The 20,150-nt window shown below is 72.1% G+C and carries 18 protein-coding genes and 1 riboswitch; of the genes, 12 read left to right on the plus strand and 6 right to left on the minus strand.

Annotated features, from left to right (window positions below; genetic code table 11):
• Positions 1-24 precede the first annotated feature (24 nt).
• Positions 25-891 (plus strand): polysaccharide deacetylase family protein, encoded by an 867-nt coding sequence (locus ACQPZP_RS00690; protein WP_433475665.1) that lies wholly within the window; start codon positions 25-27, stop codon positions 889-891.
• Positions 892-908: 17 nt separating this feature from the next.
• On the opposite strand, the gene ACQPZP_RS00695 is transcribed toward ACQPZP_RS00690, so the two are convergent.
• Positions 909-2,465 carry a PucR family transcriptional regulator gene (locus ACQPZP_RS00695; protein ID WP_433475666.1) on the minus strand — a complete coding sequence of 519 codons (1,557 nt, stop codon included), beginning with the start codon at positions 2,463-2,465 and terminating at the stop codon, positions 909-911.
• Between the two features lie 126 nt (positions 2,466-2,591).
• Between ACQPZP_RS00695 and ACQPZP_RS00700 the strand changes: the two genes are divergently transcribed.
• Positions 2,592-3,164: a cytosine permease gene (locus tag ACQPZP_RS00700; protein WP_433475667.1), complete on the plus strand. Its 573-nt coding sequence runs from the start codon at positions 2,592-2,594 to the stop codon at positions 3,162-3,164.
• A 203-nt stretch (positions 3,165-3,367) separates the two neighbouring features.
• Here ACQPZP_RS00700 and ACQPZP_RS00705 read toward each other — a convergent pair whose 3' ends face one another.
• From ACQPZP_RS00705 to ACQPZP_RS00715, 3 genes are all read right to left on the minus strand, one after another.
• Complete coding sequence (locus ACQPZP_RS00705; protein ID WP_433475668.1) at positions 3,368-5,641, minus strand: heavy metal translocating P-type ATPase; 2,274 nt, start codon at positions 5,639-5,641, stop codon at positions 3,368-3,370.
• Between the two features lie 32 nt (positions 5,642-5,673).
• On the minus strand, positions 5,674-6,627 hold the full coding sequence (locus ACQPZP_RS00710; RefSeq protein WP_433475669.1) for a hypothetical protein: 954 nt from the start codon (positions 6,625-6,627) through the stop codon (positions 5,674-5,676).
• A gap of 62 nt (positions 6,628-6,689) precedes the next feature.
• A complete protein-coding gene (locus ACQPZP_RS00715; RefSeq protein WP_433475670.1) occupies positions 6,690-6,896 on the minus strand; it encodes a heavy-metal-associated domain-containing protein in 207 nt (68 codons plus the stop codon).
• 195 nt (positions 6,897-7,091) lie between these two features.
• Between ACQPZP_RS00715 and ACQPZP_RS00720 the strand changes: the two genes are divergently transcribed.
• Both ACQPZP_RS00720 and ACQPZP_RS00725 read left to right on the plus strand, forming a co-directional pair.
• Positions 7,092-7,955, plus strand: a complete 864-nt coding sequence (locus tag ACQPZP_RS00720) for an Fpg/Nei family DNA glycosylase (RefSeq protein ID WP_433475671.1) — start codon at positions 7,092-7,094, stop codon at positions 7,953-7,955.
• 52 nt (positions 7,956-8,007) lie between these two features.
• A complete protein-coding gene (locus ACQPZP_RS00725; protein ID WP_433475672.1) occupies positions 8,008-8,871 on the plus strand; it encodes a hypothetical protein in 864 nt (287 codons plus the stop codon).
• Between the two features lie 79 nt (positions 8,872-8,950).
• Here the strand turns inward: ACQPZP_RS00725 and ACQPZP_RS00730 are convergent, their stop codons facing one another.
• The gene (locus ACQPZP_RS00730) at positions 8,951-9,412 is read right to left on the minus strand and encodes an SSI family serine proteinase inhibitor (protein ID WP_433475673.1); all 462 of its coding nucleotides are present in this window, start codon (positions 9,410-9,412) and stop codon (positions 8,951-8,953) included.
• A gap of 46 nt (positions 9,413-9,458) precedes the next feature.
• On the opposite strand from ACQPZP_RS00730, the gene ACQPZP_RS00735 reads away from it, so the two are divergent.
• From ACQPZP_RS00735 to ACQPZP_RS00750, 4 genes are all read left to right on the plus strand, one after another.
• Positions 9,459-9,794, plus strand: coding sequence for a rhodanese-like domain-containing protein (locus ACQPZP_RS00735; protein WP_433475674.1), 336 nt, complete (start codon positions 9,459-9,461; stop codon positions 9,792-9,794).
• Positions 9,795-9,857: 63 nt separating this feature from the next.
• Positions 9,858-9,974: riboswitch (TPP riboswitch) on the plus strand.
• Positions 9,967-11,313 carry a purine-cytosine permease family protein gene (locus ACQPZP_RS00740; RefSeq protein WP_433475675.1) on the plus strand — a complete coding sequence of 449 codons (1,347 nt, stop codon included), beginning with the start codon at positions 9,967-9,969 and terminating at the stop codon, positions 11,311-11,313. Its footprint overlaps the riboswitch before it by 8 nt.
• Positions 11,314-11,390: 77 nt before the next feature.
• Positions 11,391-13,397 (plus strand): PAS domain-containing protein, encoded by a 2,007-nt coding sequence (locus ACQPZP_RS00745; RefSeq protein WP_433475676.1) that lies wholly within the window; start codon positions 11,391-11,393, stop codon positions 13,395-13,397.
• Between the two features lie 370 nt (positions 13,398-13,767).
• On the plus strand, positions 13,768-14,313 hold the full coding sequence (locus ACQPZP_RS00750; protein WP_433475677.1) for an ATP-binding protein: 546 nt from the start codon (positions 13,768-13,770) through the stop codon (positions 14,311-14,313).
• Between the two features lie 147 nt (positions 14,314-14,460).
• Here ACQPZP_RS00750 and ACQPZP_RS00755 read toward each other — a convergent pair whose 3' ends face one another.
• On the minus strand, positions 14,461-15,672 hold the full coding sequence (locus ACQPZP_RS00755; protein WP_433475678.1) for an arginine deiminase: 1,212 nt from the start codon (positions 15,670-15,672) through the stop codon (positions 14,461-14,463).
• Between the two features lie 55 nt (positions 15,673-15,727).
• On the opposite strand from ACQPZP_RS00755, the gene ACQPZP_RS00760 reads away from it, so the two are divergent.
• From ACQPZP_RS00760 to tuf, 4 genes are all read left to right on the plus strand, one after another.
• Positions 15,728-16,954, plus strand: coding sequence for an MFS transporter (locus tag ACQPZP_RS00760; RefSeq protein WP_433475679.1), 1,227 nt, complete (start codon positions 15,728-15,730; stop codon positions 16,952-16,954).
• 69 nt (positions 16,955-17,023) lie between these two features.
• Positions 17,024-17,629 carry an RNA polymerase sigma factor gene (locus ACQPZP_RS00765; protein WP_433475680.1) on the plus strand — a complete coding sequence of 202 codons (606 nt, stop codon included), beginning with the start codon at positions 17,024-17,026 and terminating at the stop codon, positions 17,627-17,629.
• Positions 17,622-18,542: a CU044_5270 family protein gene (locus ACQPZP_RS00770; protein WP_433475681.1), complete on the plus strand. Its 921-nt coding sequence runs from the start codon at positions 17,622-17,624 to the stop codon at positions 18,540-18,542. Before ACQPZP_RS00765 ends, ACQPZP_RS00770 begins: the two co-directional genes overlap by 8 nt.
• A gap of 327 nt (positions 18,543-18,869) precedes the next feature.
• On the plus strand, positions 18,870-20,051 hold the full coding sequence (tuf, locus tag ACQPZP_RS00775; RefSeq protein ID WP_433475682.1) for an elongation factor Tu: 1,182 nt from the start codon (positions 18,870-18,872) through the stop codon (positions 20,049-20,051).
• The last annotated feature ends 99 nt before the right edge of the window (positions 20,052-20,150 follow it).

Below are 20,150 nucleotides of genomic sequence, written 5' to 3' on the forward strand. Positions count from 1 at the left end.
CGGCCGCGGGCGGAGGATGGGGGCATGAGCGGGAGCTGGCACGGCGGGGCGGCCGCCGTGGTGACACTGACCTTCGATGTGGACGCCGAGACGCCGATACTCGCGCAGGGCGGGCGCTACGCCCGGCACGCGAGCACGATGTCGCACCAGTCCTACGGGCCGGACGTGGGGCTGCCCCGCATCCTGGATCTCCTGGACGCGACGGAGGTTCCGGCGACGTTCTTCGTGCCGGGCTGGGTCGCCGAACGGCGCCCCGGCCTGGCCGCCTCGATCGTCGAACGGGGCCATGAGGTGGCGCACCATTCCTATGCGCACCGGCCGCCGACGTCCATGGGGCCGGAGGAGGAGCGCGCGGACTTCCTGCGTGCCCTGGAGGTGTTCGCCGGGCAGGGCATCGAGATCACCGGGTTCCGTGCCGCGCTCTGGGAGGCGTCCTGGCTCACGACGGAGCTGGTGGCCGAGTACGGGCTGCGGTACGACTCGTCCCTGATGGGCGACGACCGGCCGTACCGGGTCGGCACCGGGTCCGGCGAGATCGTCGAGCTTCCGGTGCACTGGTCGCTGGACGACTGGGAGCAGTACGCCTACCTGCCCGCACCGGACATCGGGTCGGTCATCGAGTCACCGCGCAAGGTCCTGGAGCTCTGGCGCGCGGAACTGGACGGCATGCGCGAGTACGGGTGCCTTTTCAACCTGTGCGCGCATCCCTTCCTGTCCGGACGCCCCGGCCGCGTCCTCGCCCTGCGGTCGTTCATCGAGTACGCCCGAGAGTGCGGGGACGTGTCGTTCGCCCGCTGCAGGGACGTGGCCGAGGCGGCCTCGGCCGACCCGGAAACGCGCCTGCGCCCGCACGAGCCGCCCCGGGTGGACCCGGACGTCCATCCGGACTGAGCCCGCCCGGCGGGTGGTCACGTCATGTCGGCGGCCTGCAGCGCCAGGAAGAGGTCGACGCGGTCGGCGGTGCGGGCCACGTCGCGGCCGGTCAGTTCGGTGATCTTGCCGAGCCGGTTGCGCAGCGTGTTGACGTGGACGTGCAGGGCCGCGGCGGTGGACGACCAGTGCCCGTCGTGGTCCAGGAAGGCGCGCAGCGTGGCCTCCAGCTCACCCCCGCGGCCGGCGTCGTGCCGGCGCACCGGCGCGAGCACGCCGTCGACCAGGGGGCGCAGGGCGTCGGCGTCCTGCATGCTGAGCAGCAGCCGGTGGGTGCCCAGCTCGGCGAACGACCGGACGGCGCTTCCGGGATGGCCCCGCCGCAGCGTCCTGCACACCTCCCGCGACCGGACGAGGGCTTCGCGCAGCCCGGCCGGCTCGCCGACGACCCCGCCGAGGCCCACGACGGGCCGGCGGCCGGGGAAGCGTTCCGCCACGGCGGAGGCCAGCCGCTCCGCGAGGGGCGCCGCCTCGTCCTCGCCATGCCGCCACGACAGCACGGCGACCACGTCCTGCGACCCGCCCGCCACCACCACGGGGACTCCGGCGGAGGCGAAGAACTCGCCGGCCGCCTCGGCCAGCCCGGGCACGGTGGCCTCGGCGCCGGCGAACGCCAGCGTCCACACCGCGAGCGGGCCGTCGGCGTCCACGCCGAACGCGCGCAGCCGCCCGGGGACCTCGGCGGCGCGGCTGCCGCCCGACAGCACCATCTCCAGCAGTTCGCCGGCGAACCGCAGCTCGATCGCCTGCATCGCCTGCTGCTTCGCGACCTCCAGGCTGAGGAAGCGGGCCGCCTGGTCGAGCGCGTCCTGCTCGATCCTCGTGAGGTCGCTCACCGGGCGAAGGCAGACCAGTGCCGCGTCGGCGTCGCCGACCGCGCCCACCAGGTACAGCGTCGCCCTTCCGGCGGTGCCGAGCTCCAGTTCGAGGGGCGGCGGGTGGCGCGCCAGGCCGGTGGCCACCGTCTGCAACTGCCCGGCGTCCAGCCGGGCGCCCGCCGAGGCGAGCGGCCGGCCCATCCGGTCGACCACCGCCAGCGGAAGCTCGTGGTCGCGGCGCAGCACCCGCAGGACGCCGGACGCGCCCGCGCCCCGGGAGATCGCCGTGGCCAGCGCCTCCCCGCGGCGGACCATGCCGACGAGCGCGCTCTGCCGCTCCTCGGCGTAACGGGTGGCGACCGCCTCGGAGATCGCGGTGAACGGCACCGTCACCGCGATCTCCAGGAGCGGCACACCGGCGTCCCGGCACGCGGCGACCAGCTCGTCCGGTGTGGTGGGACGCTCCTGGCGCAGGCCGAACACGATGCCCGCCGCCTGCGCGCGCCTGACGTTCGCGACGAACTCGGCGGCGCCGATCCGGTCGGCCCACAGGCCGTTGGTCAGCACCAGCTCGGACCGGCGCACGTAGGGCGAAGGGTCGGGCAGCTCGGTGTTGTGGACCCAGGAGACCGGTTCGTCCAGCGCTCCCCGCGGGCCGGAGACAAGAATCCGCAGCTCCAGAGCTTCGTCCCCGAGCAGGGACCGCAGAGTGAACATGCTGTGAATCTATACAGCCGGATGAACGATCAGTAGAGGTTTCTCCACGAGCCCATCCCCGCCTCCTCCCGAGACTCCACGCCATGGCAGCAGTTCTGGATCTGGTCCGGCGTCAACACCTGGGTGGTGCTCGACCTGGTGATCGAGATCCTCGCGGAACTGGGCGTGCACGGCGGCTCCGGGACGAGGTACCTGGTGGCCGGGCTCATCATGGCCGTCCAGCTGGGGCTGGCGCTGAGCCAGGCCGAGCCGGACTGGACGGGCGCCGCCGCCGCGACGACCGGCGACGAGGTCACCGCCGTCACCCAGCTGCTCACCGCCATCGGCATCGGCTGGGGCATCACCTGGTTGCCGTACTCGGCCGACTACAGCCGCTTCGTGCGCACGGAGGCCTCGGACCGGGCAGTGTTCTGGTCCACCGCCCTCGGCATGTACGTTCCGACGGTCTGGCTCGCCGCGCTGGGCGCCTGCCTGGCCAGCGCGGGCGGCGGCAGCGACCCGTCGAGCCTGGTGACCGGCGCGTTCGGGGTGATGGCGATACCGGTCCTGCTGCTCGTCATGCACGGACCGGTGGCGACCAACATCCTGAACCTGTACTCGTGTTCGCTGGCAGCGCTCTCGGTCGGCATCCGGGTCGCCCGCTGGAAGGTCACGCTGGTCGCCGGGGCGGTGGCCTCCGCGGTCCTCGCGGTGGTGTGAACGGCGCGGCGCTGGTCAGCTTGGCGCTGGGCCTGGTGGCACCGGCTTCTCCTGGCTGTCGGGCGGACTCGTCGCGGGCGGGCTGTACTACGCGCTGGCCGTCCGGGCGCGGCGGCGGGCCGCCGTCCTGGTGGCGGAGACGGTGTCCTGAGAAAGGAGGACTGCGCGGCCCCGGGGCGGGGCCGCGCAGTCGTGCGGACGTGTCAGCGGGTGCCCGGCTCTGCGGACGTCAGCGGCTTGAAGCCCCGCAGGCGGAGGCTGTTGCTGACCACGAAGACCGAGGAGAACGCCATCGCGCCGCCGGCGATCATCGGGGTGAGCAGGCCGGACGCCGCCAGGGGGATCGCCGCCACGTTGTAGGCGAAGGCCCAGAACAGGTTGCCCTTGATCGTGCCGAGCGTGCGGCGGGACAGCCGGATCGCGTCTGATGCGGCGCGCAGGTCGCCGCGGACGAGGGTCAGGTCGGACGCCTCGATCGCCACGTCCGTCCCGGTGCCCATCGCCAGGCCCAGGTCGGCCTGGGCGAGCGCGGCGGCGTCGTTGACGCCGTCGCCGACCATCGCCACGGTCCGTCCCTCGGACTGGAGGCGCTTGACGACGTCCACCTTGTCCTGCGGCAGGACCTCGGCGATGACCTCCTCGATGCCGACCGCGTCCGCGACCGTGCGGGCCACCGTCTCGTTGTCGCCGGTCAGGAGGACGGGACGCAGCCCGAGGGCCGTGAGCTGCGCGATCGCCTCACGGGAGGTGGGCTTGACCTGGTCGGCGACCGTGATCACCGCGCGGGCCTCGCCGTCCCAGCCGACCGCGACGGCGGTGTGGCCGAGCGCCTGGGCCTTCTCCATGGCGCGTTCGAGGTCGGTCGTGAGGTGCTGTGACCACTCGGCGAGCAGCTGCGGACGTCCTGCCAGGACGCCGTGGCCGTCCACCATCCCCTGGACACCGAGGCCCTCGATGTTGGCGAAGTCCTCCACCGTGCCCAGATCGCCGACCCGTTCCAACGCCCCCTTGGCGATCGCTTGGGCGATGGGGTGTTCGGAGGCGTTCTCCAGCGCGCCCGCCAGGCGGAGAACCTCGCCCTCGGAGACGCCGTCGGCGGTGATGACGTCCACCAGGGCCATCCGCCCGGTGGTGACGGTGCCCGTCTTGTCCAGGACGACCGTGTCGACCCGGCGGGTGGACTCCAGCACCTCCGGACCCTTGATCAGGATGCCGAGCTGCGCGCCGCGTCCCGTGCCGACCATGAGGGCGGTCGGGGTGGCCAGGCCGAGGGCGCACGGGCAGGCGATGATCAGGACGGCGACCGCGGCGGTGAACGCGCCGGCGAGGGGCTCGCCGGTGCCGATCCAGAAGCCGAGCGTGCCGAGCGCGAGCGCGATCACGACCGGGACGAAGATCCCCGAGATACGGTCGGCGAGCCGCTGCACCTGGGCCTTGCCGGTCTGCGCGTCCTCCACCAGGCGCGCCATCTGCGCGAGCTGGGTGTCGGAGCCGACCCTGGTGGCGCGCACCAGCAGCCGCCCGCCCGCGTTCACGGTCGCGCCGACCACGGCGTCGCCGGGCCCGACCTCGACCGGCACCGACTCGCCGGTCAGCATCGACGCGTCCACGGCGGACGAGCCCTCCTCGACCGTCCCGTCCGTGGCGATCTTCTCGCCGGGACGGACGACGAACAGGTCCCCGGCCGAGAGCCGGTCGACGGGGATGCGCTCCTCCACGGCTGTACCGGCAGGGCCGTTCCGGACCACCGAGACGTCCTTGGCACCGAGCTCCAGCAGGGCCCGCAGCGCGGCGCCGGCGCGGCGCTTGGACCGCGTCTCGAAGTACCGGCCGGCCAGGATGAACATGATCACGCCGGAGGCGGCTTCGAGGTAGATGTTCATCGACCCGTCCGAGCGGGTCATCGAGAACTCGAACCCGTGCTTGACGCCCAGCTCGCCGGCGGTGCCGAAGAACAGCGCCCACAGCGACCAGGCGAACGCGGCGAGGGTGCCCAGCGAGATGAGCGTGTCCATGGTCGCCGCGCCGTGCCGCAGGTTGACCGCCGCGGCGCGGTGGAAGGGCCAGCCCGCGTACACGACGACCGGAGCGGCCAGCGTCAGCGACAGCCACTGCCACGCCTCGAACTGGATCGCCGGGATCATCGCCATCGCGATGACCGGGACCGACAGCACGACCGCGCTGATCAGCCGCTGCCGCAGCGGACGCAGATCGTCGTCCGGCTCCGGGGCCGCCTCATCGGTCTTGGGCGGGGCGGGCAGCTCGGCGCTGTAGCCGGCCTTCTCGACCGTGGCGATCAGCTCGTCCGGGGACACCCCCTGGGAGAACTCGACGCGGGCCTTCTCGGTGGCGTAGTTGACCGTCGCGGTCACGCCGTCCATCTTGTTGAGCTTCCGCTCGATGCGGTTGGCGCACGACGCGCACGTCATCCCGCCGATCGCCAGCTCGATACGCTCGGACATCGCGTCCGTGCTCATCGCTCCTCCTCTGCTTCGATCGTGTGGGACGGTCAGTGGGCGTGCGGCTGGTCGTCGTGGCCCGGCCCGGGTTCCTGGACGGGTACCCGAGCGTTCCCGGCGTGCACCGTGAACTCGGCCGTGCGGACCTTGCCGTCGTGCTTGAAGTCCAGGTAGAGACGGTATGCGCCGGAGCTGGGCGCCTCGGCGAAGAACGTGATGCCGGGTCCCGGCTTCGTCTTGCCGTCACCGGGCTCCCCGTCCGGGTGGACGTGGAGGTAGGCCAGGTCGCCCTGCCGCAGCGCGACCAGATGCCCGTACGCCTCCAGGTACGGCTGCAGGTCGGTGATCGGTTTGCCGTCCTTGCTCACCGTGAGGGTGAGTTCGGTGGACTTGCCGGGGGTGAGGCCGCCGGCCAGCGTGACCTCGTAGCCGTCCACCTTCGCGACCTGCTCCGGCTTCGGCAGCGGTGTGGGCCGCAGGTCGCCGGGGGCGAACACGTCGGTTCCCAGCGTGAGCTGCCGCTTCGCGCCGTCCGGCTGGATGTCGGTGAAGAACCGGTACACGCCGGGCTTCGCCAGCGTGATCGGCACCGTCCAGACGCCGCCGCCCAGCAGCGTCGGGTGCAGGTGCTGGAAGCCGGACAGGTCGCGCCGCGCGAGGATCAGGTGCAGCCGCTTGCCGTGCAGGGGCCGGAACGCCGTGACGGGCTTGCCGTCCGGTCCGTTGATGGTGAACCGGAAGTCCGTCTTCTTGCCGGGGGCGACGGTCGTCCGTTCCGGGGTCAGCGTGTAGCCGTCCTCGGACACCTGCAGGCCGCCCGGTGCGTGCGACGCCGAGCCGTCATGGCCGCCGCCGTGCCCGCCGCCGTGGCCCTCGCCGGTCTCGTGGGACGCCATCTCCGCGGTGCCGCCGACGGGGCCGACGACCTTGCCGATCCCCGCGGCGCCGCCGAAGACGACCGCCAGGCCCACCGCGTAGGCCCCCAGCTTGGTCGCGCTGTTCATGCCGATCCACTCCACTCGATGTTCGAGGGACGCACCCCGCCCGCCGGCGGGGCGCGCGCCGCTCAGGTCGTCAGCTGGTATCCGGCCTCTTCGACGGCGTCCCTGACCCGGGCGTCGTCGAGCGGGGCCTCGCTGGTGACGGTGACCTCGCCGGTCTGGAGGTCGACGTCGACGCCGGTCACGCCGGCGATCTGCTCGACCTCCTCGGTCACCGAGCTCACGCAGTGGCCGCAGGTCATTCCGGTGACGGTGTAGGTGGCGGTGCTCATCGGCGTCTCCTTCGCTTTTTACCCCTGGGGGGTATCTGGTGAGGCTCATGCTGCCATAACCGGATGCCTCTGACAACCCCTGGGGGGTATCTGCCGATTCCGAGATCCCGGTCACAGCGCCCAAGGTTTTCCACAGGCTTCCACAGGGCTGTGGACGACGTTCCGGCAGCGCGGCTCTTCGCCGATACTGAAGCCATGCCTGAGCTACCTGAGGTGGAGGCGCTGGCGGGGTTCCTGCGGGAGCGCGTGGTCGGCCATGTCGTCGCCCGCGTCGATGTTCTCGCCATCTCCGCGCTGAAGACGTACGACCCGCCGGTGACCGCGCTCGGCGGGCTGACCGTCACCGGCGCGGCCCGGCACGGCAAGTTCCTCGACCTGGACGTCGACGGGCTGCACCTGGTGATCCACCTCGCCCGCGCCGGCTGGCTGCGCTGGCGGGACGAGATTCCGACCCGGCCCGTCCGGCCCGGGGGCAAGAACCCGCTCGCCCTGCGCGTCCACCTGGACGACGGCTCGGGCTTCGACCTCACCGAGGCCGGAACCAAGAAGGGCCTCGCCGTCTACGTCGTCCGCGACCCGGACGACGTTCCCGGCGTGGCGTCGCTCGGTCCCGACCCGCTGGACGACGCGTTCACCGTCGAGGCGCTGGCGGGGATCGTCGACGGGAAGCGCAGCCGGATCAAGGGCCTGCTGCGCGACCAGCAGGTGATCGCGGGCATCGGCAACGCCTACTCGGACGAGGTGCTGCACGTGGCGAAGATGTCCCCGTTCAAGCTCGCCGCGTCGCTCACCGAGGACGATGTCGCCGTCCTCCACGAGGCGATCGTCGGCACGCTCCGGGACGCGGTCGAGCGTTCACGCGGCCTCGAAGCCCAGGACCTCAAGGGCGAGAAGAAGACGGGGCTGCGGGTGCACGGGAAAGCGGGCCAGAAATGCCCGGTGTGCGGCGACACGATCCGCGAGGTGTCGTTCGCCGACTCGGCGCTCCAGTACTGCCCCACCTGCCAGACCGGCGGCAAGCCGCTCGCCGACCGCCGCATGTCCCGGCTGCTCAAGTAATTCGCGCCGGAACCGGGGCAGAGGCGGCGTATCGTGTCGCGAGGAAATCGGGATGATCGCCTCGCTTGGAGCCGCCATGGGCTACCCCCCTTACCCCCCACGGCCCGGCCCGCACGCACCCGGCTACGGGCCGCCGGGCCAGGGCTACGGGCCGCCCGCGCCGGGCGGCGTCCCCGCACTGCCCTACGCCCCGGCCGGGCCGCCGCCGGGCTATGCCCCGCAGGGGTATCCACCGCAGCACGGCGGTCATGCCCCGCCGGTCGTCCCGCAGCCGGGCCATCCCGCACCGCCGCAGCCGCAGCCCCCGCAGCAGCCCGCGGATCTGTACGGCTCGCCGATCCTCGTCTACGACCAGCCCGCGCAGTTCTTCTCGACCGAGGCGAACTACACGATCTGGAGTCCGCAGGGGCAGCCCGCCGCGTACGTCCGCGAGGAAGGCGTGAGCGGCGCCAAGAAGGCGCTGCGCGTGATGAACCAGGGCAGCCAGACGAAGGCCGAACGCAAACTGTCGATCTTCCGCCCGGACGGCATGCCGTACTTCCACTTCTACAAGCCGTACGGGTTCATGGGGACGCCCACCATGCAGGTGCTCGCTCCCCAGGGCGGCCTGATCGGGTACCTGCGCAAGCGGGCGATGCGCGGCTGGGAGATCCTCACACCGCAGGAACAGCAGATCGGCTACTACGAGCTGCTGAGCGGCCGGGTCACCGACTGGCAGCAGCAGGAGCTCGCCCGGATCCAGCGCGGTTTCGAAGGGATGGGCGAGTTCCTGTCGCAGGTGTTCACCGGTGCCGACCGGTACGTGCTGCGCATGCACGTCCAGTTGCAGGAGCCGATGCGCACGCTCGTGCTGGCCTGCCCGCTGGCCTTCGACACCGCCGTCTCCCAGAACCGCAGCATCGGCGGCTGGCTCTGACGCGAACAGGCCCCGGCCGGGCGGCCGGGGCCTGTTCGTCCCTGCACCGAGCCGGAACGGGGATGGCTCGTTCAGGGGTTCAGCGGACCTTGGGGACGTTGCCGAACAGCGGGCCGATCTCGCTCCAGCGGTGCAGCTGGCAGCCGTCGGCCCGGGTGAACTTCGTGTCGATCCGCTTGCCCTGCCAGGTGCCCGTGACCGTGGCGACCTCAGGACCGCCGTAGATCTTGGTGCACATCTGGTCCTTGGGGACGGGTTTGAAGGGTTCCTTGACCTTGGTCAGGGCCGCGCACGCGTCGGAGGCCTTGGGATGTGTGCCGCCCGGCGGTGCGCAGGTGAGCTTCCAGGTCTTGGCGGGTGCCTCCTTCGAAGCCTTGACCTGAACGGTGAGTGAGTCCGCCGGCGTGCCGGACGGCTGCACGGACGTCGTGCCCGAGGGCTTGTCGGCGGGGTTTCCGTTGGCCTGTTCGTCGCCGCAGGCGGCCAGAGACAGGAGCATGGCCAGCCCGGGCGCCGCGAAAAGGAGCGTCCGATACCGCATGCGTGATTCGACGCAGGGGGGCTTCGCGCGGTTCCATGGGGGTGTGATGAATTTCGGGGAAGACGTGCCCGCCGTGGTCGCCGCCGACGTTCCGCAGGACGGCTACCTGCTGGACGTCCGGGAGCAGGACGAGTGGGACGCGGGCCACGCGCCCGCGGCCGTCCACATCCCCATGGGCCAGCTCGGCGACCGCGCCGGGGAGGTCCCGCGTGACCAGGAGGTTTACGTGATCTGCCGGTCCGGGGCCCGGTCCGCGCAGGTGACCGTGGCGCTGAACCAGGCGGGCTGGCTGGCGCGGAACGTCGACGGCGGCATGAAGGGCTGGGCGGAGGCGGGGCGTCCGATGGAGGGCGCCGGCGACGGCCCGCCGTACGTCGCGTGATCTGCAACCTATGAGGCGATCGCCCCTTTTAGGGCGTGTCGGGCGGTTGTACGATCGGGCCTGACCGATACCCGCGGGAGCTCGGGCCACAGCCGGGCTGAGAGGGCGGCCTTCAAGGCGTCGCCGACCGCATGAACCTGTCCGGGTAATGCCGGCGTAGGGAGTGTGTCCCGTGACGTCCGACGTCGAGAAGCGCCCTCAGGACGAGCGGCCCCGCAACGAGGTCCCCTTCACCCTCGACGAACCCGCCCCCAAGGTCCTCGGTTTCTGGGACCAGAGCGCCTTCTGGGCCAACCTCGGGGTGAGCCTCCTGGCCTTCTCCGGCGCCTACACCGTCCTCGCGCCGGACGCCGACGGCAGGCCGACCATCTCGATCATGGCCGGAATCGTCGCGATGGCCGTCGGAACGGCCCTCGGCGGGCTGATGCTCGGCCTCGCCGCCGTGCCCGGTGCCCGCACCGGCCAGCCCGCGATGGTGCTGCTGCGCGGACTGTTCGGCGCGCGGCTGTCGTACGCGCCCACGATCCTGAACATCGCGCAGCTCGTCGGCTGGGGGACGTTCGAGCTGATCGTCATCGCGGACGCGGCCCGCGAGCTGTGGGACGGCGTCCCGCGCTGGGGCTACGTGATCGCCGCCGGGGCGGTCACGACCGTGCTGACGATCTGGCCGCTCGGCTCGGTGCGCGTGCTGCGCCGCTACGTGACGGTAGCGGTGGCGATCGCGCTCGTGTACTTCTACGTGGAGCTCGTCCGGCAGCCGCTGCCCGACCTCACGCAGGGCTCGTGGGACGGCTTCTGGGTCGGGGCGGACGCCGCCCTCGCCGTGTCGATCTCCTGGGTACCGGTCGCCGCCGACTACACCCGGCACGCGCGGACCGAGCGCGGGGCGTTCGGTGCCGCGGCCGCCGGCTACTCCGTCACGCAGATCGTCGCCTATGTCCTCGGCCTGCTGGCGCTGGCGCTGGTCGCGGGCGACTCGACCAAGATCTTCGACCCGTTCCTCGGCCCCGCGCTCGGCGTGGTGTTCTTCGCCGTGTTAGTGCTGCGGGAGGCGGACCAGTCGTTCGCCGACACCTACTCCACCGCCGTGTCGATCCAGAACCTCTTCCCGCGCGCCGACCGCCGGGTGCTGAGCGTCGTGCTCGGCGCCGGAATCACCGTCCTCGCGCTGGTCCTGGACATCGGCGACTACGCGGGCTTCCTGTCGCTGATCGGGTCGGTGTTCGTGCCGATGCTCGGCGTCCTCGCCGCCGACTTCTTCCTCGGCCGCCGGACGCGGGACGGCTGGGACGTCTCGCGCATGGCCCCGTCCCGCTGGGGGATGATCGCGGCCTGGGCGATCGGGTTCGTCGTCTACCAGCTCGTCAACCCCGGCACGGTCGGCCGCTGGGCGAGCCTCTGGCACGACGTCCAGGACGCGCTGCACTTCACGCCGCAGACCTGGATGAGCGCCTCGCTGCTGTCGTTCCTGGTCGCCGGGGTGGCCGCCGCCCTCATCGGCAGGCTTACCAAACGGTAAGGTTTGGGTTCGCAGAAGGGTCGCCGAGCAAGTTTCGGCGCAAGTTGCCCGGCCGTGGGCCGGAGTCCGGTGGCACGATGACAGACGTGTACGAACACGTCCACGATCCGATCGCGCGGGCCGTCATCGAGAGCGCCGCCGACGCGATCGTGGCCGTCGACCAGAAGCACCGGGTGACCGTGTGGAACCCGGCGGCCGAGCGCATGTTCGGCTGGCCGGCCCGGGAGATGATCGGACGCGTCCCCCCGATCGTCCCGGACGAGCTGAAGGCCGAGCAGAACGCCGTCCACGAACGGCTCCTCACCCGCCGCGCCGGCGAGGGCGAGGGCGGGCAGATCTCGATCGCGACCCGCCGCTTCCACCGCGACGGCCGGCTCATCGACGTGCGCATCGACACGAGCCTGCTGAAGGACCCGGACGGCACGCTGCTCGGCTGGGTCGGGGTGTACCACCCGGTCGACGACGACGAGATCGTCCAGCACCACATGACCGAGCGGGCCCGGCTCGTCCGGCGGCTGAACGACATCGTCGCCGACCTGGGCGCCGAGCTCGACCTCGCCGTCGTGCTCGACCGGATCACCGCCGCGCTGATCGAGCTGACCGGCGCCGACGCGGGCGGGTTCGTGCGGATCGAGGGCGAGCGGCTGCGGCTGGTCAGCATGTCCGGGCTGCCGGAGCGGATGCGCGGCACGTCCGCCGAGCTGCGGCCGAGCCTCGTCGGGGAGCTGCTGCGGTCGGGCAAGACCGTCAAGCTCACCACCGGCGAGCGGCGCCTCGGCGACCTGATCTGGTCTGAACTGTCCGGTCTGCACACGATCGCGCTCGGCCTGTCGTACCTGCAGAACCGGCCGTACGGCGCGCTGTACGCCCTGTTCTCCGGGCGCAAGGTCGGGCATACCGAGCTGGAGCTGCTGGAACTGCTCGCCGGGCACGCCGGGGTCGCGGTCGGCAACGCGGTCGCGTACGCGGAGGTCGTCCGGCAGCGCGCGCACGAGCGCGCCGTGATCGACTCCAGCGCCGACGGCATCGCGGTGCTCGACCACGACCTCGTCGTCCGGCACTGGAACCACTCCGCGCACACTCTCACCGGCATCCCACCGGAGGACGCGATCGGCCGTCCGCTGCCGTTCGACATGCCGGCGCTCGGCGAGGAGCTGACGTTCCGGCTGGCGTCGGGCACCTGGCTGAACGTGCTGGCCGCCGAGATCGAGGAGACCGGCGAGCTCGTCGTCGACTTCCGCGACGTGTCGGAGGCCAAGGCGCTGGAGGAGGCGAAGGACCTGTTCCTCGCCACGACCAGCCACGAGCTGCGCACCCCGATCACGGTCGTGCAGGGGTTCGCGTCCACGCTGGTCAACCGGTGGGACGAGATGGCCGACACCGACCGCCGCGCCGCCGTCGCCACCATCGCCGAGCGCGCCCAGTCGCTCGGGCGCCTCGTCGAGCACCTGCTGCTCGGCTCCCGCGCGGGCGCGGACGAGCTGGCCGTGACGATCGAGTCGTTCGACCTGACCCGGGTGCTGGAGGGCGTCGTCGCCGGATTCCGGTCACTGTCGCCGCTGCACCGCGTCGAGCTGGACATCGAGCCGGGCCTGCCGTCCTGCCGGGGGGACGCGATGGCGACCGACATCGTCCTCGGGCAGCTGCTGGAGAACGCGTTCAAGTACTCGCCGGACGGCGGGACGGTCGGCGTCCGGGCACGCCGGGAGGCGTCCGGCATCGTCGTCACCGTCTCCGACGAGGGGATCGGCATCCCGCTCGGCGACCATGAACGGATCTTCGAGCGGTTCGTGCAGGGGGACGCCGGGGACCGCCGGCGGTTCGGCGGCATCGGGCTCGGCCTGTACATCGTCAAACGGCTGACCGAGGCGCAGGGCGGCACCATCTCCGCGCATCCCGCGCAGCGTGCGATATCTCACATTGAACCCCCCCAAAGCCCACCTAAAGGGACGCCCAGTGTTGATCTGGGTGATATGGAACGAACCACTCGACCGCTTTCGGTTACGGAGCGTCACGGACCCGCAGGTGGCGCCGGTCCGGGCGAAGGCACGTGCATGCGCCTCGTGTTGCGGGCCTCGCCCTGATCCGGACGGTTACTTACCGTGAGGACACTCCGTCCCGGGCGGCCCGGTGAGAGCTGCGTGACCAGGGCTTTCGGTGATCTCGACGGGTGGCACGCTGGTTACGTGCGGGAAAGTACGGTGTCCCAAGGGTGTGACGGACGAAACGCGCGCGTGAGGAGTAAATCCGCCGTTGGCTGGATAGATCCTTTGATGGTTGCCGTTGGTGACGAGATTCCGATCCGGGGGTGATCACCGTGACCGGTCGTACGGTGACTCGTTGTGCAGGTGGTGAACTGAATCGTTCGGGTTTCCGGCCGCGGCCATCAGGGCATTCCGGTCGTACCGGAAGAGCGATGACGGGGTTCGTCCGAGTGAGCGGAACCAGGGGGAGGTGAGGGCGTCGAGCGTCGTACTGCTGCCACACGCACCGTCCAGCGTCGCGGTCGCCCGCAGGCGCCTCGGCTCGGAACTGGCCGGCTCCGGCGTCTACGAGTCCGTCGTGGACGACGCGAGCGTCATCGTCAGCGAGCTCATCAGCAACGCCCTCCGGCACGCGCGGCCGCTGCCCTCCGGTCAGGTCAGGGTCTGCTGGCGGCGCCGCGGCGACCTCCTCGAACTCGAGGTCAGCGACGGCGGCGCGATGACCGAGCCGCGGCGCGGCCCCGGGACGCTGTCCTCGCTCGGCGGACGCGGGCTCGGCATCGTCGAGGCCCTGTCCGAAGGATGGGGGGTGCGTCACGAGGAGGGCGCCACCACGGTCTGGGCCATCGTCCGGGCCCCCCGGGCGCCGGGCGGAAGCGAGATGGTCGCCCCCACCGGTGCGCATGCGGTCGTCCCCGATCTCTCCAGCTTTCCCGACCTGCTGGACGAACCCGACGAAGACCTGTGTGGCGGAACCAGGAGTGAAGTGGCTCCAAGTCGGGCATACCCGGCTTAGAGGGACCCTGCCTGGAAGGAACCCCGCCCGACCTTGTATGGTCCTCACCAAGCTCGGGCGCTGTCGTGCCCCCGTCGACACCGCCCGAGCGCTAACGTCCAGGGCCGTGGCCGCCGCAAGGCGCCACGGCCCTTCGCGTACCCGTGGTCAGGCGGGCTCGTCGCGGAGGATGGGGCAGGACATGCAGCGGGGGCCGCCGCGCCCCGTGCCCAGTTCGCTGCCGCTGATCCGGATGACCTCGATGCCGGACGCCTCCAGCTGGGCGTTCGTCTCGATGTTGCGTTCGTAGGCGACGCAGAGGCGGGGCGCCACCGCGAGGGTGTTGTTGCCGTCGTCCCACTGCTCGCGTTCGGCGGTGACCGGGTCCAGGCCGGTGTCGATGACCTTGAGTCGCTCCAGGCCCATCGCGTCGGCGGCGGCTTCCAGGAAGGGGCGGCGGTCGGTGACGCTGAGGTCGCCGTCGTCCAGCGTGACCGTGTAGGCGGTCAGGGAGTGCGCCACCGGCGGGTACATGACGACGGTGTCGACGTCGACCATCGTGCAGACCGTGTCCAGGTGCATGGTCGCCCGTTCCTGCGCGATCGGGACGGCCAGGACGGTGTGGGCGAGGCCGGCGCCGATCACCTGGCGGGCCAGCCGCTCGACGCCCGCCGGGGTCGTCCGCTCGCCGGTACCGACGGCGATCACGCCCGGGCAGAGGAGCAGGACGTCCCCGCCCTCAAGGTGTTCCAGGGACGGCGTGTACACCGGCTGCACGCCGGCGAACCGCGGATGGTGGGCGTAGACCAGCCCGGTGAGGGCCGACTCGCGGCGGCGCGCCTCCATCGCGAGGCTCGTCACCGCCACGCGGTCACCGATCCACGTGCTGTTGTCGCGGGTGAACAGAAGGCCTGGCAGCGGGTCGACGATGAAGTCGAGCCTGTCCATCAGCCGGTAGACCAAACCGTGCCCTGACTTCAGCTCCTCGTGCGCCAGTCCGGCGATGAGCGTGTGCGCGAGGTTTTCGGGATCCTGGTCGCGCAGATAGCCCTCGACGACGCGGCGGAGCTGGTCGCCCAGGCGGAGGTCGACGATGGCGTCCGCGATCGCCTGTTCGCGTGCGGCCTCGTACTCCAGGGCGTCCTGCAGCAGCTCCGTCACGTACAGGACCTCGACGCCGCGCGACCGCAGCGCCTCGGCGAACGCGTCGTGCTCCTCCTGCGCGCGGCCCGCCCACGGGATCGCGTCGAACAACAGCTTGTCGCTGTTGCGCGGGGTGAGCCGCTTCAGCTCCGCACCCGGACGGTGCAGGAGGACGGTCCGCAGCCGTCCGACCTCGCTGGTTACCCGGTGCTCGTGCGTTGTCTTCGCTGCCGTCACCCTCCGAGTCTAGGCGGCCGGATCTTCCGGCCCGCGGCTGTGCCACCATGCCAACGTGATCGGCAGGACGGCGGCGCTGCCGCTCCACCTCACGTCGGCGACGATGCTGCGCGTGTCCGCCGAGGGCGTCGCCACCGCGCTGGTCCTGACCGTCCAGGCGCGGACGGGTCATGCCGCGACGGCCGGATTCCTGCAGACCGCGATGACATTGCCGTACGTGCTGAGCGGCCCGGTGATCGGGAACGCGCTGGACCGGGTCGGACGACCCCGCCGGGTCGCCGTGGCGCTCGCCGCCTGCTACGCCGTCGCGACCGCGCTGCTGCTGACGATGGCGGGACGGTCGCCGCTCGCTCTGGCGCTGTGCGTCGCGGCGGTGATCGGCTGCACCGAGCCGATCGTGGTCGCGCTGACCAGCCTGCTGCCGCGGTTCGTCCCGGAGGGGCGGCTTTCGCGGGCGTACGGCCTGGAAGCGTCGAGCTACAACCTTGCCGGAATCGCGGGCCCCGGCCTCGCCGCCGGCCTGGCCTCCCTCGCCGGCGGCGAGTACGCCGGCATCGCGGTGGTCGCCGTGGGCGTCGTCGGGCTCCTGACCCTCCCGCTTCTCCCCTTCCCGTCCCCGTCCGCGAGCGCGGAGCCCGGGCCGCGGGCGCGGCCCGGGCTGTCCGGGACGCTCTCGGTGATCACGGGCGGGCTGGTCGTGCTGGCCGAGGGACGGGTGCTGCGGGCGCTGACCGTGGCGACGACGCTCGCGTGGACCGGGTTCGGCGGGGTCGCGGTCACGGCGGTGCTGCTCGCCGAGCACATCGGCGCCGGGCCGAGCGCGGGCGGGCGGCTGCTCGTGGCGATGGCGGTCGGCTCGCTGATCGGGTCCCTCGCGTCCAGCCGGTGGCTGACGCCGAAGCATGCCGAACCGGTCATGATCGCCGGGCTCGTCGCGTTCGGGGCGTCGCTCGCCGCCCTCGCGGTGACGCCGTCCCTGCCGTGGGCGACGGCGGCGTCCGTCGCGGCGGGAATCGCGGAGGGGCCGGTGTTCGCGGCCACGCTGATGCTCCGGCAGCGCGAGGCGCCGCCGGACCGGCTCGGCCAGGTCAACACCACGGGCGGCAGCCTCAAGATCGGCGCGTCCGCGCTCGGCGCCGCACTGACCGCCGCGTTCGCCGGCCCGCTCGGGCCCGTCGGGCTGGTGCTGGCGATCGCGGCGTTCCAGTTCGCCGGCGCGTTCGCCGGCCTCCTCCTGCTGCGGATCCCGGCGTCCGGAGGCCCGGCCGGGGACGGCTCGTGAAGCCGATGGACCCGCGGCCGCCCGATCGGGCAAGAGGAGGTGACACGTCCACGACCGAGAGGCCCGCGCATGCCGACAACGAGCCGCTCCTCGCCGACCCCGCCCATGCCCGCCACGGATGAGGACCCCACCGACGCGTCTCTGATCGCCGCGTCCCGGACCGACCCCGAGAGGTTCGCCGTCCTGTTCCGCCGGCACGCCCAGGAGATCATGCGTTACGTGACGCGGCGCCTCGGCCGCGACGCCGCGGAGGACATCGTCGCCGAGACCTTCCTGGTCGCGTTCGACCGGCGCCCCCGCTACGACGTGTCGCGCCCGGACGCGCGGCCGTGGCTCTACGGGATCGCGACCAACCTGATCCGGCGGCACCGCCGCGCCGAGGTGCGCGCCCTGCGCGCGCTCGCCCGCAGCGGTGTCGACCCGGTCACCGAGCCGTTCACCGACACGGTCGAGGACCGCGTCCACGCGGGCGCCCGGTCCCGGGTGCTGGCAGGAGCGATCGCCGGGCTGCCGGCCGCACAGCGGGAGGTGCTGCTGCTGGTGACATGGGCCGGGCTGACCTATGACGAGGTCGCCGAGGCTCTCGCCGTCCCCGCCGGGACGGTCCGGTCCCGCATGAACAGAATCCGCCGCAAGCTGCGCGACGCCCTCGCCAAGGAGGACCACGATGGATGAGCTGAAGCTGGTGGAGCGGCTGCGCTCCGAGGTCCCCCTGGACATCGATGTGACCGGGGCCGAGAACCGCTGGCGGCGGCGGGCCCACGCCGCCCCCGTCCGGCGGCGGCGTCCGCTGCTGCTGTCCGGCGTCGCCGCCGCGGCCTGCGCCGGCGTGGTGGCCACGTTCCTGGTGAACCAGCACGACGGCGGGCGAATGGCCAACGTGGCCACCGTCCTGGACCAGGCCGCCGACCGGGCGGCGGACGACGTGGTGCCACGGCCCGACCAGGTCGTCTACCAGGAGGGCGTGTCGCGGCAGCGGGTCGGCGGCGTGGGCCGCTGGTACGAGATCCGCAGCCAGAGCTGGCTGCCCGTGGGCGGTATGAAGGGCGGTCTCATCATCGCGAAGAACTCGATCCGGCCGCGTCCGGGCGAGATGCTGCCGCCCGACGGCGAGACCGTGCTCGGCCCCTGCCCGGCGGAGGCCCCGATCCACCGCCCCTACCTCGACGCCCTGCCCACCGACACCGGAGCCTTGCTCGATCTCCTGGCGGACCAGGGCGAGGGCGACCGGGGCGACCGGCAGTGGGAGGCGGCGTCCGACCTGATCGGCACGCCCGCCACGCCCCGGGTGCGCGCGGCGCTCTACCGGGCGATCGCCGAGATCCCCGGCGTCCGGCTGCGGGACGACGCCGTCGACGCCGCAGGACGCCACGGTGTCGCGGTCACCCGCGTCCAGGACGGCGTCCGCGACGAGATCATCTTCGACCGGGCGACCCACCGCTACCTGGGCGGCCGCACCGTCATCGCCGGAAAGGGCCACCCGTTCGGCCCGCCGGGCACGACAACGGGGTCCAGCGCCCTCCTGAACACCGGGATCGTCGACGAGGCCCCAACCCCCGGCCCTGGCGCGACGCCCTCCGGCTGCTGATCCCGGAGAGACGGTGACCGGCCGCGCGCCAAGGCATGGCCGGTCATCGTGTCCGCGTGGAAAATCGGTCGACTTCCATCGGGGGCGGCCGTAATGTCCGGGACATGTTCCTCGCAGCCGGCACCAGGACGCTCGCAGGCATCGGCCTGCTGAGCGCGGTGTCGGCTGCCTTCTCGGCAGTGGCAGCGGACGCAGCCGTCGTCGACGGCCTGCGAAGCTGACCCCTCTCCGTCCTACCTCCGGAGAACCAGCGGAGGGGGGTGGTCAAGGACTGCGCGTGTGCACGCGCAGGGGTTCTCACCGGATCCACCAGTGAGGACAAGGCCGATGGCCAAGCAGCTTTACGAGCGCGACAAGCCCCACCTGAACATCGGGACGATGGGGCACGTCGACCACGGCAAGACGACGCTGACCGCGGCGATCACCAAGGTGCTCGCCGAGCGGGGGCTGGCGTCGGCGGTGCCGTTCGAGCGGATCGACCGCGCCCCCGAGGAGCGCGACCGCGGTATCACGATCAACGTCGCGCACGTCCAGTACGCGACCGCGACCAGGCACTACGCCCACGTCGACATGCCGGGCCACGCCGACTACGTGAAGAACATGATCTCCGGTGCCGCGCAGGTGGACGGGGCCGTGCTCGTCGTGTCCGCGCAGGACGGGGCGATGCCGCAGACACGCGAGCACATCGTCCTGGCCAGGCAGGTCGGCGTCGGCCACATCGTGGTGGCGCTGAACAAGGCCGACATGGTCGAGGACACCGAGCTTCTCGACCTCGTCGAGCTGGAGGTCAGGGAGCTGCTCTCGGAGTACGGGTTCCCGGGCGAGGAGATCCCGATCGTGCGGGTGTCCGGGCTCCGGGCGCTGGAGGGCGACCCCTACTGGACGGCGCGGATCGTCGACCTGCTCGACGCGATCGACGCCTATGTGCCGGTCCCGGCGAGGTCGCTCGGCAAGCCGTTCCTCATGCCGGTCGAGAGCGTCCTCACGATCACCGGGCGCGGCACCGTCGTGACCGGGGTCGTGGCGCAGGGCGCGGTCCGGCTCGGGGACGCCGTCGAGGTCGTCGGGCTCGGCGACACGTTCGGCTCCGTCGCCACGGGGCTGGAGACGTTCGGGCAGACGATGGACCACGCCGAGGCCGGCGACAACACCGCGATGCTGCTGCGCGGCGTCAAGCGGGACCAGGTCAGGCGCGGGCAGGTGATCAGCGCGCCGGGCGCGATCCGGCCGCATCTGCGGTTCCGGGCCCGGGTCCGGGTGCTGACCGCCGGCGAGGGCGGGCGGTCCAGGCCGTTCTTCCACGGCTACCGGCCGCAGTTCCACTTCCGCACCACGGACGTGGTCGGCGGCATTGACCTCGGTGAGGGCGGCATGGCGCTGCCCGGCGACTCCGTCGAGATGGCGGTGGAGCTGGGCAAGCCGGTCGCGATGACCGAGGGGCTCGGCTTCGCGATCCGCGAGGGCGGCCGGACGGTCGGCGCCGGCACCGTCACCGCGCTGCTCGACTAGGGGAGGGGCCCCGGCACTCGCCGGGGCCCCTTAGCCTTGCTCGGGTGAATTTCTTCCGGCCCAGGTGATCGAGCGGTCGCGAACGGCTGGCGGACAAGA

The organism is Spirillospora sp. CA-142024 (assembly GCF_050942325.1).
Lineage (GTDB): Bacteria > Actinomycetota > Actinomycetes > Streptosporangiales > Streptosporangiaceae > Spirillospora.